This window comes from Rhodobacter sp., assembly GCA_020637515.1.
In the GTDB taxonomy this organism is placed as follows: domain Bacteria; phylum Pseudomonadota; class Alphaproteobacteria; order Rhodobacterales; family Rhodobacteraceae; genus Pararhodobacter.
Genome location: JACKKG010000001.1, coordinates 2,471,736 through 2,485,036, shown reverse-complemented (window position 1 = coordinate 2,485,036; position 13,301 = coordinate 2,471,736). Strand labels below are relative to the sequence as shown.

General features: G+C 68.9%; 16 protein-coding genes. 10 read left to right on the top strand and 6 right to left on the bottom strand.

Going from position 1 to position 13,301, the window contains the following annotated elements:
- Positions 1-234 precede the first annotated feature (234 nt).
- On the bottom strand, positions 235-684 hold the full coding sequence (locus tag H6900_12180; GenBank protein ID MCC0074037.1) for a curlin: 450 nt from the start codon (positions 682-684) through the stop codon (positions 235-237).
- Positions 685-1,285: 601 nt separating this feature from the next.
- On the opposite strand from H6900_12180, the gene H6900_12175 reads away from it, so the two are divergent.
- Both H6900_12175 and H6900_12170 read left to right on the top strand, forming a co-directional pair.
- Positions 1,286-2,083 carry a phytanoyl-CoA dioxygenase family protein gene (locus tag H6900_12175; GenBank protein MCC0074036.1) on the top strand — a complete coding sequence of 266 codons (798 nt, stop codon included), beginning with the start codon at positions 1,286-1,288 and terminating at the stop codon, positions 2,081-2,083.
- On the top strand, positions 2,080-2,295 hold the full coding sequence (locus tag H6900_12170; GenBank protein ID MCC0074035.1) for a ribbon-helix-helix domain-containing protein: 216 nt from the start codon (positions 2,080-2,082) through the stop codon (positions 2,293-2,295). Before H6900_12175 ends, H6900_12170 begins: the two co-directional genes overlap by 4 nt.
- Positions 2,296-2,326: 31 nt before the next feature.
- On the opposite strand, the gene H6900_12165 is transcribed toward H6900_12170, so the two are convergent.
- Genes H6900_12165 through H6900_12155 form a run of 3 tightly spaced genes read right to left on the bottom strand, consistent with a single transcriptional unit; the run spans position 2,327 to position 4,401 of the window.
- Positions 2,327-2,845, bottom strand: coding sequence for a gamma carbonic anhydrase family protein (locus H6900_12165; protein ID MCC0074034.1), 519 nt, complete (start codon positions 2,843-2,845; stop codon positions 2,327-2,329).
- Complete coding sequence (gene gmk / locus H6900_12160) at positions 2,842-3,495, bottom strand: guanylate kinase (GenBank protein ID MCC0074033.1); 654 nt, start codon at positions 3,493-3,495, stop codon at positions 2,842-2,844. The genes H6900_12165 and gmk overlap by 4 nt, the downstream gene beginning before the upstream one ends.
- Positions 3,496-3,498: 3 nt before the next feature.
- Complete coding sequence (locus H6900_12155) at positions 3,499-4,401, bottom strand: YicC family protein (GenBank protein ID MCC0074032.1); 903 nt, start codon at positions 4,399-4,401, stop codon at positions 3,499-3,501.
- Positions 4,402-4,554: 153 nt separating this feature from the next.
- On the opposite strand from H6900_12155, the gene H6900_12150 reads away from it, so the two are divergent.
- Positions 4,555-5,181, top strand: a complete 627-nt coding sequence (locus H6900_12150) for a PAS domain-containing protein (protein MCC0074031.1) — start codon at positions 4,555-4,557, stop codon at positions 5,179-5,181.
- 30 nt (positions 5,182-5,211) lie between these two features.
- Here H6900_12150 and H6900_12145 read toward each other — a convergent pair whose 3' ends face one another.
- Entirely contained in the window at positions 5,212-6,582 is a 1,371-nt protein-coding gene (locus H6900_12145) for a 3-deoxy-7-phosphoheptulonate synthase class II (GenBank protein MCC0074030.1), read from the bottom strand.
- Between the two features lie 207 nt (positions 6,583-6,789).
- On the opposite strand from H6900_12145, the gene H6900_12140 reads away from it, so the two are divergent.
- The 4 genes from H6900_12140 (at position 6,790) to H6900_12125 (ending at position 9,301) form a co-directional block, all read left to right on the top strand.
- Positions 6,790-7,923, top strand: coding sequence for a GlxA family transcriptional regulator (locus tag H6900_12140; GenBank protein MCC0074029.1), 1,134 nt, complete (start codon positions 6,790-6,792; stop codon positions 7,921-7,923).
- Positions 7,924-8,002: 79 nt separating this feature from the next.
- Positions 8,003-8,359, top strand: a complete 357-nt coding sequence (locus tag H6900_12135) for a hypothetical protein (GenBank protein ID MCC0074028.1) — start codon at positions 8,003-8,005, stop codon at positions 8,357-8,359.
- On the top strand, positions 8,356-8,718 hold the full coding sequence (locus H6900_12130; GenBank protein ID MCC0074027.1) for a hypothetical protein: 363 nt from the start codon (positions 8,356-8,358) through the stop codon (positions 8,716-8,718). The genes H6900_12135 and H6900_12130 overlap by 4 nt, the downstream gene beginning before the upstream one ends.
- A gap of 1 nt (position 8,719) precedes the next feature.
- The gene (locus tag H6900_12125; GenBank protein ID MCC0074026.1) at positions 8,720-9,301 is read left to right on the top strand and encodes a nucleotidyltransferase family protein; all 582 of its coding nucleotides are present in this window, start codon (positions 8,720-8,722) and stop codon (positions 9,299-9,301) included.
- 132 nt (positions 9,302-9,433) lie between these two features.
- Here the strand turns inward: H6900_12125 and pgi are convergent, their stop codons facing one another.
- Positions 9,434-11,056, bottom strand: coding sequence for a glucose-6-phosphate isomerase (gene pgi / locus H6900_12120; protein ID MCC0074025.1), 1,623 nt, complete (start codon positions 11,054-11,056; stop codon positions 9,434-9,436).
- A gap of 177 nt (positions 11,057-11,233) precedes the next feature.
- On the opposite strand from pgi, the gene H6900_12115 reads away from it, so the two are divergent.
- The 3 genes from H6900_12115 to H6900_12105 all read left to right on the top strand — a co-directional run bounded on the left by H6900_12115 (position 11,234) and on the right by H6900_12105 (position 13,264).
- Positions 11,234-11,863, top strand: coding sequence for a DNA-3-methyladenine glycosylase 2 family protein (locus tag H6900_12115; GenBank protein ID MCC0074024.1), 630 nt, complete (start codon positions 11,234-11,236; stop codon positions 11,861-11,863).
- Positions 11,864-11,874: 11 nt separating this feature from the next.
- Complete coding sequence (locus H6900_12110; GenBank protein ID MCC0074023.1) at positions 11,875-12,540, top strand: alpha/beta fold hydrolase; 666 nt, start codon at positions 11,875-11,877, stop codon at positions 12,538-12,540.
- Between the two features lie 139 nt (positions 12,541-12,679).
- The gene (locus tag H6900_12105; GenBank protein ID MCC0074022.1) at positions 12,680-13,264 is read left to right on the top strand and encodes an HNH endonuclease; all 585 of its coding nucleotides are present in this window, start codon (positions 12,680-12,682) and stop codon (positions 13,262-13,264) included.
- Positions 13,265-13,301: the final 37 nt, after the last annotated feature.

Sequence of the window (13,301 nt, the reverse complement as noted above, 5' to 3'; positions counted from 1 at the left end):
AAGGCGGAGGGCGAGTCGGATCTGGCCCGGGCCGCGGGGTCGGAGGGGGGACACCCCGCGGCCCGGTCGCGACCCCGAGGGGAGCGGGGGCGCGAAACGGGTCGGCGGTCGGGCGCGCGGTGCGTCTCATCCGTGGGGCGATCCCCAAGGCGATCCCCAAGGCGATCCCCGTGGCGATCGGTGGGGGGTTCCCCCGGGGCCCACGTCGCCGGATGGCGCGGTGCGCCGGCCGCGTCAGTCCTGCACGATGGCGACGACGTTGTGCGACCCGCTCTGCTGGACGCTGGCGGTGTCGTTGTTGCCCATCTGCACCACGGCGGCGACGTTGCGGTTGCCGGACTGGCCGACCGTGGCGTCGTTGTTGTGGCCCATCTGGGCGACGCCGACGGCGTTGCGCTGGCCTTGCTGGTCGGTATCGACGCTGTTGTTCCAGCCCGACTGCCCGATCGAGGCGCGATTGCGATAGCCGTCCTGGGTGTTGATCGACAGGTTCGAGCCGCCGTCCTGGATGACCGTCAGGCGCTGGCCATACCCGGACTGCCCGCCGCCGACCTGGTTGTTCCAGCCGTATTGTTCGATGCGGATGCGGTGCCCCGAGGCCAGGGCCGGCAGCGCGGCGGTGGCAACGATCAGGGCGACGCTGCCCGAGGTGAGGGCGATCTTGAAGGATTTGGCGAAAAACATGGGGATCTCCGAATGTGGTTGGCCTGAGAACGGGGCGGCCGGTTGGAACGAGTCGTTTCAGTCTGCGTTTCAGTCTGCGTTTCAGTCTGTGGCCCCCCGGGTTGGCCCCCGGGGAACGGGGTCGGTCGTCAACGGTCGGCCCCCGATCGCGCCGACCTGTGGCCCGGCGGCGGGGTGGGCCCCCCGCCACCCCCGAGGGGGCGGCCAGGACCCGCGCCTTCGGTCCCGGCGATCCGAACCGGGAAAGGCCCCGGCGAACCGCCAACCCGGGGCGCTTCCGATGCCCTCAACCTGCCACCCCCCCCCGCCGTCACACAAAATCACCCGACCGTTCCCCGATAACACCCAACCCGATATCCGATAACAACCGGGCGGGGGCGCTGTAGGCCATTGAAAAACGGCATGAAAATCGCCCCGCCACCGCGCATCAACGCGTGGCCCCCACCAGCCGCCCCGCCAGCCCCGAGACCCGCGCACGGCGCCGACGCCTCCGAACGGATTGACTCGGTGTTGCCGTCGGTATCAGACTCGAACCCACGGACCCGTTCGATATCGGATAGCGGCACCCGATACCGCCCCAGCAACCGCGAAAGACCTCGACATGCCCCATACTCTCGTAACCCAGTCCGACATCGACCGTTTCCAGGACGAGGGCGTGGTCGTGATCCGCGGCCTGTGGACCGATTGGGTCGAGACGATTCGCGCCGGCATCGAACGTAATCTGCGCGAGCCCGGCCCCTACGCCGCCGAGAACCTCAAACCCGGCGAGGGCGGGCGCTTTTTCGACGATTATTGCAACTGGGAGCGGATCCCCGAATTCGTCGATGTCATCCGCAAGTCGCCCGTGGCCGAGGTCGCGGCCGACCTGATGCGATCGAACAGCGTGCAGATGTTCCATGACCACGTGCTGATCAAGGAACCCGGAACCTCGAAGCCGACGCCCTGGCACCAGGACGGGCCCTATTATTTCGTCGAGGGGCGCCAGACCATCAGCTTCTGGTCGCCGATGGACCCGGTGACCGACGCGACGCTGCGTTGCGTCGCCGGATCGCACCGATGGACCAAACCGGTGCTGCCCACGCGCTGGCTGGCGGAAAGCAGCTTCTACCCGGATTCCGACGCCTACATGCCGGTGCCCGATCCCGATGCCGAGGGGATGGTGGTGCGCGAATGGGCGCTTGAGCCAGGCGACGCGGTCGCCTTTGACTATCTGACCCTGCACGGCGCGCGCGGCAACACCACGGACCGGCGCCGGCGGGCCTTTTCGCTCAGGTTGCTGGGCGACGATGCCCGCTATGTGGAACGTCCCGGGCGCACGTCACCGCCCTACCCCGGACATGCGATGCAGCCCGGCCAGCGCCTCCGCGAGGACTGGTTTCCGATGCTGCTGCAACGATGAGCCGGCCTGCGAAGCATTCCCTGACGCTGCGCGGGCACCGGACCTCGGTCTCGCTGGAACCCGAATTCTGGGCCGCGTTCAAGGCGCTGGCCCAGGCCCGCGGCCGGGGCCTGAACGATCTGGCGGCCGAAATCGACGAAACGCGCGGCGACACCGGGCTGGCCGGGGCGATCCGGCTTGCGGTGCTGCGCGATCTGCAAGCGCGCGCCTGAGCCGCCCCGGACCCGGCGCGAAAGCGCGGCCTCAGAGCGGCCTGAGACCGTCGCGATACCGGCGCATGTTGTCCTGGTAATGGCGTGCGGACTGTCCCAGCCGGACGATCGCCGCCGCGTCAAGCAGGCGCACCACCTTGCCCGGCGCGCCCATCACCAGCGAACCGTCGGGAATCTCCTTGCCCTCGGTGATCAGGGCGCCGGCGCCGATCAGACAGTTGCGGCCGATGCGCGCACCGTTCAGCACCGTCGCGCCCATGCCGATCAACGTCTCGTCGCCGATGAGGCAGCCGTGCAGGATCACGTTGTGGCCGATCGTGCAATCGCGCCCGATCACCAGCGGATACCCCAGATCGGTGTGCAGCGTGCAGCCTTCCTGCACGTTCGATCCGGCGCCGACCTCGATCCATTCGTTGTCGCCGCGCAACGTCGCGTTGAACCAGACCGACGCACCCGCCCGCAGGCGCACCCGGCCGATGACATTGGCGTCGGGGGCCACCCAGGTGTCGGGGTCGATGTCGGGGGTCAGGTCGTCCAGGGCATAGATCATGCGCGCTCTCCCTTGCTGCGGGCCTCGAATTCGCGGTTCAGCCCGCGCACGAAATCGGTCAGCCCCGGCTGGCGGTCGGCCCGGGCGCGTTCGGCCAGGATGATCGTTTTCAGTTCGGCCTCGGCGGTATCGAGGTCGCGGTTGACGATGACGTAATCGTATTCCGCCCAGTGGCTGATCTCGGCGCGGGACTGGTCCATGCGGCCGGCGATCACCGCCTCGCTGTCCTGCGCGCGGGTCCGCAGCCGGGCTTCCAGGTCGGCGATCGACGGCGGCAGGATGAAGATCGACACGACATCCTTGGCCAGAGTCGAGCGCCGCACCTGCTGCCCGCCCTGCCAGTCGATGTCAAAGAGCGTGTCGCGCCCCTCGGCCATGGCGGCCTCGACCGGGGCTTTGGGCGTGCCGTAGAAATTGCCGAAGACCTCGGCGTGTTCCAGCATCTCGCCGGCATCGACCATGCGGGCGAACTCGTCCCTGGCGGTGAACAGGTATTCGACCCCGTCGGTTTCGCCCGGACGGGGCGCGCGGGTCGTGGCGCTGACCGAAAAGCGCAGCGTCGGGTCCCAGGCCATGAGCCGCCGCGCCAAGGTCGATTTCCCCGCGCCCGAGGGCGAGGACAGGATGATCAGCAGCCCGCGTCTCTGCATCGTCTACTCCAGATTCTGCACCTGCTCGCGCATCTGGTCGATCACCGTCTTGAGGTCAAGCCCGATCCGGGTCAGCTCGGTGCTTTGCGCCTTGGAACACAAGGTGTTGGCCTCGCGGTTGAATTCCTGCATCAGGAAATCGAGCGTCCGGCCCACCGCCTCGTCCGAGGTCAGCAGGCCGCGCGCTGTGGCGACATGGGTGTCCAGCCGGTCCAGTTCCTCGGTCACGTCGGTCTTGACCGCGATCAGCGCCAGTTCCTGCTCGAGCCGCCCGGCATCGAGCTGCGGCGCGGCTTCGGTCAAGCGCGCGAGGGCCGCTTTCAGGGCCTCGATCTGATCGCCCTTGCGGGTCTGGGCGGCGGCCCGGGCGGCGCGGGTCAGGGATTCGACGGTGTCGATCTGCGCGCCGATCACCTGCCCCAGTGCGGCGCCCTCGGTCCCGCGCGCTGCATCAAAGGCCGCGATCAGCCCGTCGGCCCGGGCCAGCAGTGCCGCGACCAGAGGCGCCGGGTCGTTCGGTTCGGGGGCCAGTTCCAGGACCCCCTTGATCGCCAGAAGATCCGCCGCCGTCATCGGCGCCAGGCCCAGGCCCTGCGCCTCGGCCCGCGTTTCGGTGGCCATGACCAGGGCCACCGCGGCGTCCAGCGCACCGGGGTTCAGGCGGGGCGTGCTGGCACTGTCGGCACGCGCCAGTTTCAACGACAGCGTGACGTTCCCGCGCTTGAGCCGCCCGCTCAGCGCCTTGCGCAACCCGGCTTCCAGCCCGTCCAGCCAATCCGGCAGACGGAACCGCAGGTCCAGGCCACGCCCGTTGACCGCGCGCAGATCCCATTGGCAGGAAAACACCCCGGCCGGGGTCTCGATCTCGGCCGTATCGGCGGCGAACCCGGTCATGGACTTAACCATTTTGATAAAATTCACCCCTGTTTTTAGAAAATGCGGCTACATTAAGGCATCAGTAAGCATTCTCAATCAAAGGTAAACACCGGCGACCCGAAACCCCGCGATTCCCTGGGGAACCGCGCTGGCCCCGGTCGCCCCAGCCCCCGGAGCCCTGCCATGACCGACGCGCAGATCGACACCCGTCCCAGCCCGCTGTCGCAGGTGCTGCGCCTGCCCTTTGCGCTGCGCGCCGCCGATCCCGGTTTTCCCGCCGTCGCCGCCGTCCAGCGGCATTGGGAAAGCCTGCGCGATCCGCGTGGCGTGCCGGCCCGCGACGCCATCGACCCGCGGCCGTTGGCGCAGTGGCTCGATCAACTGTTCATCGCGGAACTGGTGGCGCCCGGCGTGGCACGCATCCGGCTGGCGGGGCAGCACCTGTCCGAGCTTCTTGGGATGGAGCCGCGCGGCATGCCGTTGAGCGTGTTCTTCACCGGCCCCGCCCGGGATGAGCTGGCCTCGGCCCTGGCGCAGGTCGCGCAGGGCGCGCGCGCCACGTTGCCACTGCGCGCCGACCGGGGCCTGGGGCAACCGGCGATGGCGGGGATGCTGGCGCTGATGCCGCTGACCGATCGCGAGGGGCGCCTGTCGCGGGTGCTGGGCGTGCTGGAGTCGGTGGGCCCGGTCGGCCGCGCGCCGCGGCGGTTTCGCACCACGGCGCCGATGCGTGCGGACCCCGCCGCGCCACCACCGGCGCAGCCGGGCCAGCGCCCCGCGCTGCGGTTGATCCGGGGCGGGCGCGACTGACAGCCGCGCCTTTCGGCGCGGCCGGCCCGGTCAGACAGCCTTGCGCGCCAGTTCCTTGCGGCGCTGCGACAGTTCCTCGGCCACCAGGAACGCCAGTTCCAGCGACTGCGACGCGTTGAGCCGAGGGTCGCAGGCGGTGTGATAGCGCGAGGACAGGTCCTCGTCCGTGACCGCGCGCAGGCCACCCGTGCATTCGGTCACATCCTTGCCGGTCATCTCGAAATGCACGCCGCCGGGGATCGTGCCCTCGGCCTTGTGCACGGCAAAGAAGTCGCGCACCTCTTGCAGGACGCGCTCGAACGGCCGGGTCTTGAACCCCGAGGCCGACTTGATCGTGTTGCCGTGCATCGGGTCGCAGGTCCACAGAACCTGCGCGCCCTCGGCCTTGACCGCCTGGATCAGCCGCGGCAGGTGGTCGCCCGCCTTGCCCGCGCCAAAGCGCGCGATCAGCGTCAGGCGGCCGGGTTCGTTGTCAGGGTTCAGGCGCGCCATCAGCACCTTCAGGTCCTCGGCCGACAGCGAGGGGCCGCATTTCAGGCCGATCGGGTTCTGCACGCCGCGCGCGAATTCGACATGCGCGCCGTCCGGCTGCCGCGTGCGGTCGCCGATCCAGATCATGTGCCCGGAACCCGCGACCGGCAGGCCGGTGGTCGAATCGACACGGCACAGCGCCTCTTCGTATTCCAGCAGCAAGGCCTCGTGCGAGGTGTAGAAATCGACCGTGGACATGGCGTTCATCGTGTCGCCGGTGATCCCCGCCGCCGTCATGAAGTCCAGCGCGTCCGAGATCCGGTCCGAAAGCGCCTTGTAGCGGTCCGCATCCTCGGACTTGGTGAAGCCCAGGGTCCAGGAATGCACGCGGTGAATATCCGCGAACCCGCCCTTGGAAAAGGCGCGCAGCAGGTTCAGCGAGGCCGCGGCCTGGGTATAGGCCTGCAACATGCGCGTCGGATCGGGGATGCGCGCACCGGCCTCAAAGTCGAATCCGTTGACGATGTCGCCCCGATAGCTGGGCAGTTCGACCCCGTTCAGAACCTCGGTCGGGGCCGAGCGCGGCTTGGCGAACTGGCCGGCCATGCGCCCGACCTTGATGACCGGAACCTTGGCGCCATAGGTCAGGACGACGGCCATCTGCAACAACACCTTGAACGTGTCGCGGATGATGTCGGCGTTGAACTCGGCAAAGCTTTCGGCGCAGTCGCCCCCTTGCAGCAGAAAGGCCCGCCCCTGCGCGGCCTCGCCTAGCTGACGCTTCAGCGCGCGCGCCTCGCCGGCAAAGACCAGAGGGGGATACTTGGCCAGTTGCGCCTCGGCCGCGTTCAGGGCGGCCAGGTCGGGGTAATCGGGCATCTGCACGCGCGGTTTCGCGCGCCAGGCCGATTTGCTCCAGGCTTCGGTCATCGTGTCCTCCGTCGATGCGCCGCCAGGGCGTGCGTTTTCAACCCTGTCAGCGATATCAGCGGCTCTTACACCGGGACGGGAACGCTTGCAAACCCGCAGACGTTGACGCGGGGGAATCTTGGCACCTTGCGGCGGCGCGCCTTTCCTGATTGGATTGCGACCCAGGCGCGTCGCGATTGGACGCACCGCCCTGCCACGGACCCCAGAATGAGCGTTCCTCCGACCACGCGCCCAAGCCTTTCCAGCCCCAGGAACCCGACCTTCCGTCCTGGCCCATCCTCGGCCACCGCGACCGCGCCTGCTTCGCCCAAGGTGCAGAGCGCGCCGTTGCGCCAGCGGCAATTCGTGTTCCTGCTGCTCAACCAGTTCACCTTTCTGTCCTTTGCCGCCGCGATCGAACCCCTGCGCATCGCCAACCGCATGAGCGGTCAGACGCTCTATCGCTGGACCCTGATCAGCGAGAACGGGCAGGAGGCCACCTGTTCGAACGGCACCACGGTGCGCGTCAACGGCGGCCTGGGCGAGATCAACCGCGACGATGTGGTGATCGTCTGTGCCGGGATCGACGTGCGCTCGAACACCACGCAGCCGGTGGTCAACTGGCTGCGCAAGGTCGCCCGCAAGGGGTCGGTGATCGGCGGGCTGTGCACCGCCGCGCATACGCTGGCCGAGGCCGGCCTGCTGGAAAACCGCCGCGCCACCATCCATTGGGAAAACCGCGACGGTTTTCTCGAGGAATTCGCCGAAACCGACCTGACCAAATCGGTCTTCGTGATCGACGGCAACCGGCTGACGGCGGCGGGGGGAACGGCCTCGATCGACCTGGTGCTGACGATGATCGCCGACGATCACGGCAAGGATCTGGCGAACGCCGTCGCCGACCAGTTGATCTACACGACGATCCGCACCGACCGCGATATTCAGCGGCTGTCGATTCCCACCCGGATCGGGGTGCGCCACCCGCGACTCAGCCGGGTGATCGAACGGATGGAGCAGTCGATCGAGGAACCCGTGTCGCCCGCAGAACTGGCCGAGGAGGTGGGCATGTCCACCCGGCAGCTCGAACGCCTGTTCCGCCGCTATCTGAACCGCTCGCCGAAACGCTATTACATGGAGCTGCGCCTCGCCCGCGCGCGCAACCTGCTGATGCAGACCGAACTCAGCGTCATCAACGTAGCCCTCGCCTGCGGCTTTGCCTCGCCGTCGCATTTTTCGAAATGCTACCGCGCGCAATACGGCACGACCCCCTACCGCGAGCGCGGCACGCATGGGCTCGAGGACGAACTGGGCGCCGAGCCGGGCCTCGACGAGGATGATTCGCTGCTCGACGATCTGGATTGAGATCACAGCAGTTTTTCTGGGCAATCCACGGCGCCTGGGCTAGGATTCGCGCCGTGGATCCGTCCTGATGCGAGGTGTCATGCGCCCCCTGGTTCCCCTGCTTTTTTCCGCCCTGCTCTGCGCCTCGGCCGCGCGCGCGCAGGACGCGCCTGTGCTGGACTGCCAGTCGGCCAGTTGGCACGTCACCGTGACCGGCGATGGCACCGCCGCCGCGCCGATCGCCCTGACGCTGGACGGCGCCCCGACCGCGCTGCGGGCCGTCCGCACCCCTCTGGCGATGGGCCTGTCGCTGGACGCCGACGGGCTGTCGGTGATCTTGCGCAAGGATGGCGGCGTGTCCCTGGTGCGTTCGCCCAACGGTAGCGAACGTCTGATGGAAGAGGCATCCTGCGAGGGGCGCGCGGCGTTCCTCGCCCGATTGGGAGAGACGTCATGAAAACCGCGATGGCGATGCTGCTGGCCTTCGGACTCCTCGGGGCGCCGGCCCTGGCCGAGGGGCAGCGCGACGGCTACGAATGCTCGGGCTTGCAAAGCTGCACGCCCGGCACGGCCTGCACCGACGGCGGCAGCGGCTTTCTTCTGGCCTTTCTTGGCGGCGGGATCGAGGTTCGGATCAACGGCGTGACCCTGCACCCTGTCTATGACGGCGACCTGCGCACCGCCGCCTGGCGGTCCCAGGGCGCGGTGTATCAGATGCGGTTGACCGGCGACGGCAGCGGCGTGCTGACCGTCACGCCCGAGGTCGGCGATTTCACCCAGTCGCGGACCGAATGGCTGCACTGTTCGCCCGAATGACATGAAGCTGGTTCTGCTGGCCGCCGGGGCCTCGCGGCGGATGCGCGGGACCGACAAGTTGCTGCAACCGGTTGACGGCGTGCCGCTCTTGCGCCGGCAGGCGCTTGCGGCCCTGGCGGCGGGCGTCGGCCCGCTCGCGGTGACGCTGCCGGTCGAAAGCCCCGCCCGCCGGGCCGCGCTGGTGGGCCTGCCGCTGACCGCCCTGCCCGTCCCGGACGCCGCCGAGGGACTCAGCGCCAGCCTGCGCGCCGCCGCCCTCTGGTCCGCCGGTGCGGCGCTGATGGTCGCGCCGGCCGACATGCCCGATCTCACGGCGCAGGATTTCGCCACGCTCGCGCAGGGGTTCGATGCCAGCGCCCCGCTGCGCGCGACCGCCGCGGACGGGACGCCCGGCCACCCGGTGATCTTTCCGTCGGCGCTGCTCGCGCAATTCGCGGACCTTGCCGGCGACGACGGCGCGCGGTCGATCCTGCGCCGCCACCCGCCCCGCCTCGTCGCCCTGCCGGGCCAGCACGCGACCACCGACCTCGACACCCCCGAGGCCTGGGCCGACTGGCGCGCGCAACGCCAAACCCGCCGCTGACCCTCGAGTCGCGGCGCCCGGTCGCTTCTTTGTGCCGGAAATATCCTCGGGGGGTGAAGGCGCCTGGCGCCGAGGGGGGCTGACAGCCCCCCTGCCCGGCCTCCCCCTTGCGCGGCCCCCTGGACCCCGCGCCTAAGCCCCCGCCTCGCGCAGCCGCGCAATGGCCGTGGCGGTCGAACCGTCGCGCCCGTCCGTCGTGGCCTCGCCCTCGATCATCGGCAGCAGCTGCATCGCCAGCTCCTTGCCCAGTTCCACGCCCCATTGATCGAACGAGTTGATGCCCAGCACCACCCCTTCGACAAAGACCCGATGCTCATACAGCGCCACGATCGCCCCCAGCGTCGCCGGCGTCAGCCTGGGATACAGCAGCAAGGTCGAGGGGCGATTTCCGGGAAAGACGCGGTGGCGCGCCTGGCGATCCAACGCGTCGCCGGTCAGGCCGCGTGCCGCCATCAGAGCGCGGGCCTCGTCCAGCGACCGGCCACGCATCAGCGCCTCGGCCTGCGCCAGGCAGTTCGCCGCCAGCAGCCGGTGCTGATGCGCCAGCGCCGGTTCGTGCCCGCGCATCGCCAGCAGGAACTCGCACGGCACGACATCCGTGCCCTGGTGGATCAACTGATAAAACGCATGTTGCCCGTTCGTGCCGGGTTCGCCGAACACCACCGGCCCCGAGGGCACCGTCAGCTCCGAGCCATCCATCGCCACGCGCTTGCCGTTCGATTCCATCTCGAGCTGTTGCAGATAGGCCGGCAGCCGCGCCAGCCGCTGGTCATAGGGCAGCACCGCGCGCGCGGCGTAGCCACAGACCTGCCGGTGCCAGACGCCGACCATCGCCAGCATCACCGGCATGTTCGCCCCCAGGGGCGCGGTGCGGAAATGGCGGTCCATCGCCGCGGCGCCCGCCAGGAAGGCGCGGAAATCCTCGGGTCCGATGGCGATCATCAGGCTCAGGCCGATCGGGCCCCACATCGAATAGCGCCCGCCGACCCAGTCGGCAAAGCCGAACACGCGCGCCGGGTCGATGCCAAAGGCCGAGGTCCGCTCCAGCGCCGTGGACAGTGCGACGAACTGCCGGGTGGGCTCGGCGACCGAACGCGCCATCCAGGCTTTCGCGGTCTGTGCGTTGGTCATCGTCTCGATCGTGGTAAAGGTCTTCGAGGCGACGATCACCAGCGTCGTTTCCGGGTTCAGCCCGTCCAGCACGTCGTTGATATGCGCCCCGTCCACGTTCGACACGAAATGACACCGCGGCCCGTCGGCATAGGGCGCCAGCGCCTGCACCGCCATCGCCGGGCCCAGGTCCGACCCGCCGATGCCGATGTTGACGACATCGGTGATGCGGCCGCCGGCGCCCCGGATCCGGCCGTCGCGCAGGTCGCGGGCAAAGGTCTCCATCCGGGCGAGCGTCGCGCGGACCTCGGGCATGACATCCAGCCCGTCCACCAGCACGCTGCCGTCGAGGGTGCGCAACGCCGTGTGCAGCACCGCACGACCCTCGGTCTCGTTGATCCGGTCGCCGCGGAACATGGCGTCACGACGCGCCTCGACGCCGGTCTGGCGGGCCAGGTCCAGCAGCAGACCGCGGGTTTCGGCATCGATATTCGTCTTTGAATAATCGAACAGAATCGGCCCGGTTGCCGGATCATCCAGGGTGACCGAGAAATCCGCGGCACGCGCGGCATCGTCGAAAAGCGCGATCATGCGGCGCTGCGCGCCGGTGCGCATCCGGTCACGCAATGCGGTCCAATAATCCATTCAATCTATCCAGATGTTTCCCCGCGTTCCTTCATGCCAAGATGCGCCCGCTTTGCCCAGAGCAAAAAGCCGCCGCCGCCCCCGGGGCCGGCAATTTCCTCTGGGTTGTGCTGTGTTCGCGCCACATGCGGGGCGAACGGGCTTGCCGCCCGGGGCGGGGCGTGCATCATGCCACGGATGGACACGCGCATCCTCCATTCCGAGGCCTGCATGGCCGAAGGTGCCGCCTGGCTGGCCCGGGCCGAACCCCGCTTTGCCGAGGCGCTCGCCCTGTGCGGTCCGCCGCCCCTCAGGCGGCGCGACGACGGGTTCGAGGCCCTGGTCGGCGCGATCACCGCGCAGCAGGTGTCCGTCGCCTCGGCGCGGGCGATCCAGGCGCGGCTGGCGGCGGCGGGATACGGCACCCCCGACAGCTATGCCCGTGCCACCGCCGAAGACCTGCGCGCCGCCGGCCTTTCGCGGCAAAAGGCGCGCTACGTCAAGGCGCTGGCCGAATCCGGGATCGCCTTTGACGCGCTGCGCCACGCCCCCGAGGACGAGATCGTCGCCACCCTGACCGCGGTCCCCGGCATCGGTCGCTGGACCGCCGAGATCTATATCATGTTCAGCCTGGGACGCGCCGACACCTTCGCGCCCAACGATCTGGCATTGCAGGAGGCCGCGCGCGTGCTTTTCGCCCTGGCCGAGCGTCCGCGCGAGACGGCGCTGCGCGCCATGGCGGTGGAATGGTCGCCCTGGCGGACGGTTGCGGCGGGGATGCTGTGGCACTACTACCACCACATCAAGAGCCGCGAAGGCACCACCTGAAAGGACCCGTCATGCCCCCTCGCCCGTTGCAATCCGCCCGCAAGGGCGCACCCCGGGGACAGGCCCGGTCGGTGGTGATCTTCCTGCACGGCTATGGCGCGAACGGGGCCGATTTGCTGGGGCTGGCCGATCCGCTGGCGCCGCACCTGCCGCAGACCGCCTTTTACGCCCCCGATGCGCCGGAAAATTGCCAGGGCAATCCCTTTGGTTTCCAATGGTTTCCGATCCCCTGGCTGGACGGATCGGCCGAAGACGCGGCCCGCGAAGGCGCGCTTCAATCGCGCGCGGACATCGACGCCTTTATCGACCAGGTCCTGACCGACGAGGGGTTGCCGCCCTCGGCCCTGGCGCTGGTGGGCTTTTCCCAAGGCACCATGATGTCCCTCGACGTGGCGCCGCGCCGGGACGCGCTCCTGGCCGCGGTCGTCGGCTTTTCGGGCCGGTTGCTGGACCCCGCCGCGCTGGCGGCCGAGACGGTCTCGAAGCCACCCGTGCTGCTGATCCACGGTGACGCCGATCCGAAGGTGCCGGTGCAGTCCCTGCCCGACGCCGCCGATGCCCTGGTCCAGGCCGGGTTCGAGACCTATGCCCATGTGTGCAAGGGGCTGGGCCATTCCATCGACCAGGAGGGGCTTTCGCTGGCGCTGGGTTTCCTGCGCGAAAAACTGCCACATTGAGGGGGCCGTCGCCCGTCTGTCACACAATCCGACCAGACTGTCCCCCGCACCCCATGTCGCGGGGTTGTCACGACCAAAACACCGGATATAGTCGATCCCGACAACGGCTTCGACCGATCCCGGGCGGGAGAGACGGAAGATGGACGGTGACTTCAGGCAAGGCTTCGTGCACGAGCCGGCGGCGCTCAGGCAGTTTCCGGCGCTGGTCCTGAACGCCGATTTCCGGCCCCTCAGCTACTATCCGCTGTCGCTGTGGCCCTGGCAGGAGGCGGTCAAGGCGGTCTGGATGGACCGCGTCACCATCGCCGCCGAATACGACCAGACCGTGCGCAGCCAGCGGTTCGAGATGCGAATACCCTCGGTCGTGGTGCTGAAGGACTTTGTCAAACCCAGAAAGCGCGTGGCCTTCACGCGCTTCAATCTTTTTCTGCGGGACGAATTCACCTGCCAGTATTGCGGCTCGCGCCACGATCTGACCTTTGACCATGTGGTGCCGCGCGCGCTGGGCGGCGTCACCAGTTGGGAGAACGTCGTCGCCGCCTGCGCGCCGTGCAACCTGCGCAAGGGTTCGAAAACGCTGCGCCGGTCCGGGCTGAGCCTGCGCCAGCCGCCCCGCCGCCCCACCGCCGCCGAGCTGATCGACCGGGGCCGCCGTTTTCCGCCGAACCATTTGCACGAAAGCTGGGCGGACTATCTCTATTGGGATACAGAGCTCGAGGCCTGACCCGGTCCGGGGCTGGACTCGGGTCTGCGGGGCGCAT

Bases quoted from the DNA above. Each gene is read 5' to 3' on its own strand.
- H6900_12125 (MCC0074026.1), top strand. From the start codon at position 8,720: ATGAAGCTGGTTCTGCTGGCCGCCGGGGCCTCGCGGCGGATGCGCGGG.
- H6900_12135 (MCC0074028.1), top strand. From the start codon at position 8,003: ATGCGCCCCCTGGTTCCCCTGCTTTTTTCCGCCCTGCTCTGCGCCTCG.
- H6900_12105 (MCC0074022.1), top strand. From the start codon at position 12,680: ATGGACGGTGACTTCAGGCAAGGCTTCGTGCACGAGCCGGCGGCGCTC.
- H6900_12180 (MCC0074037.1), bottom strand. From the start codon at position 684: ATGTTTTTCGCCAAATCCTTCAAGATCGCCCTCACCTCGGGCAGCGTC.
- H6900_12150 (MCC0074031.1), top strand. From the start codon at position 4,555: ATGACCGACGCGCAGATCGACACCCGTCCCAGCCCGCTGTCGCAGGTG.
- H6900_12155 (MCC0074032.1), bottom strand. From the start codon at position 4,401: ATGGTTAAGTCCATGACCGGGTTCGCCGCCGATACGGCCGAGATCGAG.
- H6900_12165 (MCC0074034.1), bottom strand. From the start codon at position 2,845: ATGATCTATGCCCTGGACGACCTGACCCCCGACATCGACCCCGACACC.
- pgi (MCC0074025.1), bottom strand. From the start codon at position 11,056: ATGGATTATTGGACCGCATTGCGTGACCGGATGCGCACCGGCGCGCAG.
- H6900_12140 (MCC0074029.1), top strand. From the start codon at position 6,790: ATGAGCGTTCCTCCGACCACGCGCCCAAGCCTTTCCAGCCCCAGGAAC.
- H6900_12110 (MCC0074023.1), top strand. From the start codon at position 11,875: ATGCCCCCTCGCCCGTTGCAATCCGCCCGCAAGGGCGCACCCCGGGGA.
- H6900_12130 (MCC0074027.1), top strand. From the start codon at position 8,356: ATGAAAACCGCGATGGCGATGCTGCTGGCCTTCGGACTCCTCGGGGCG.
- gmk (MCC0074033.1), bottom strand. From the start codon at position 3,495: ATGCAGAGACGCGGGCTGCTGATCATCCTGTCCTCGCCCTCGGGCGCG.
- H6900_12115 (MCC0074024.1), top strand. From the start codon at position 11,234: ATGGACACGCGCATCCTCCATTCCGAGGCCTGCATGGCCGAAGGTGCC.
- H6900_12170 (MCC0074035.1), top strand. From the start codon at position 2,080: ATGAGCCGGCCTGCGAAGCATTCCCTGACGCTGCGCGGGCACCGGACC.
- H6900_12175 (MCC0074036.1), top strand. From the start codon at position 1,286: ATGCCCCATACTCTCGTAACCCAGTCCGACATCGACCGTTTCCAGGAC.
- H6900_12145 (MCC0074030.1), bottom strand. From the start codon at position 6,582: ATGACCGAAGCCTGGAGCAAATCGGCCTGGCGCGCGAAACCGCGCGTG.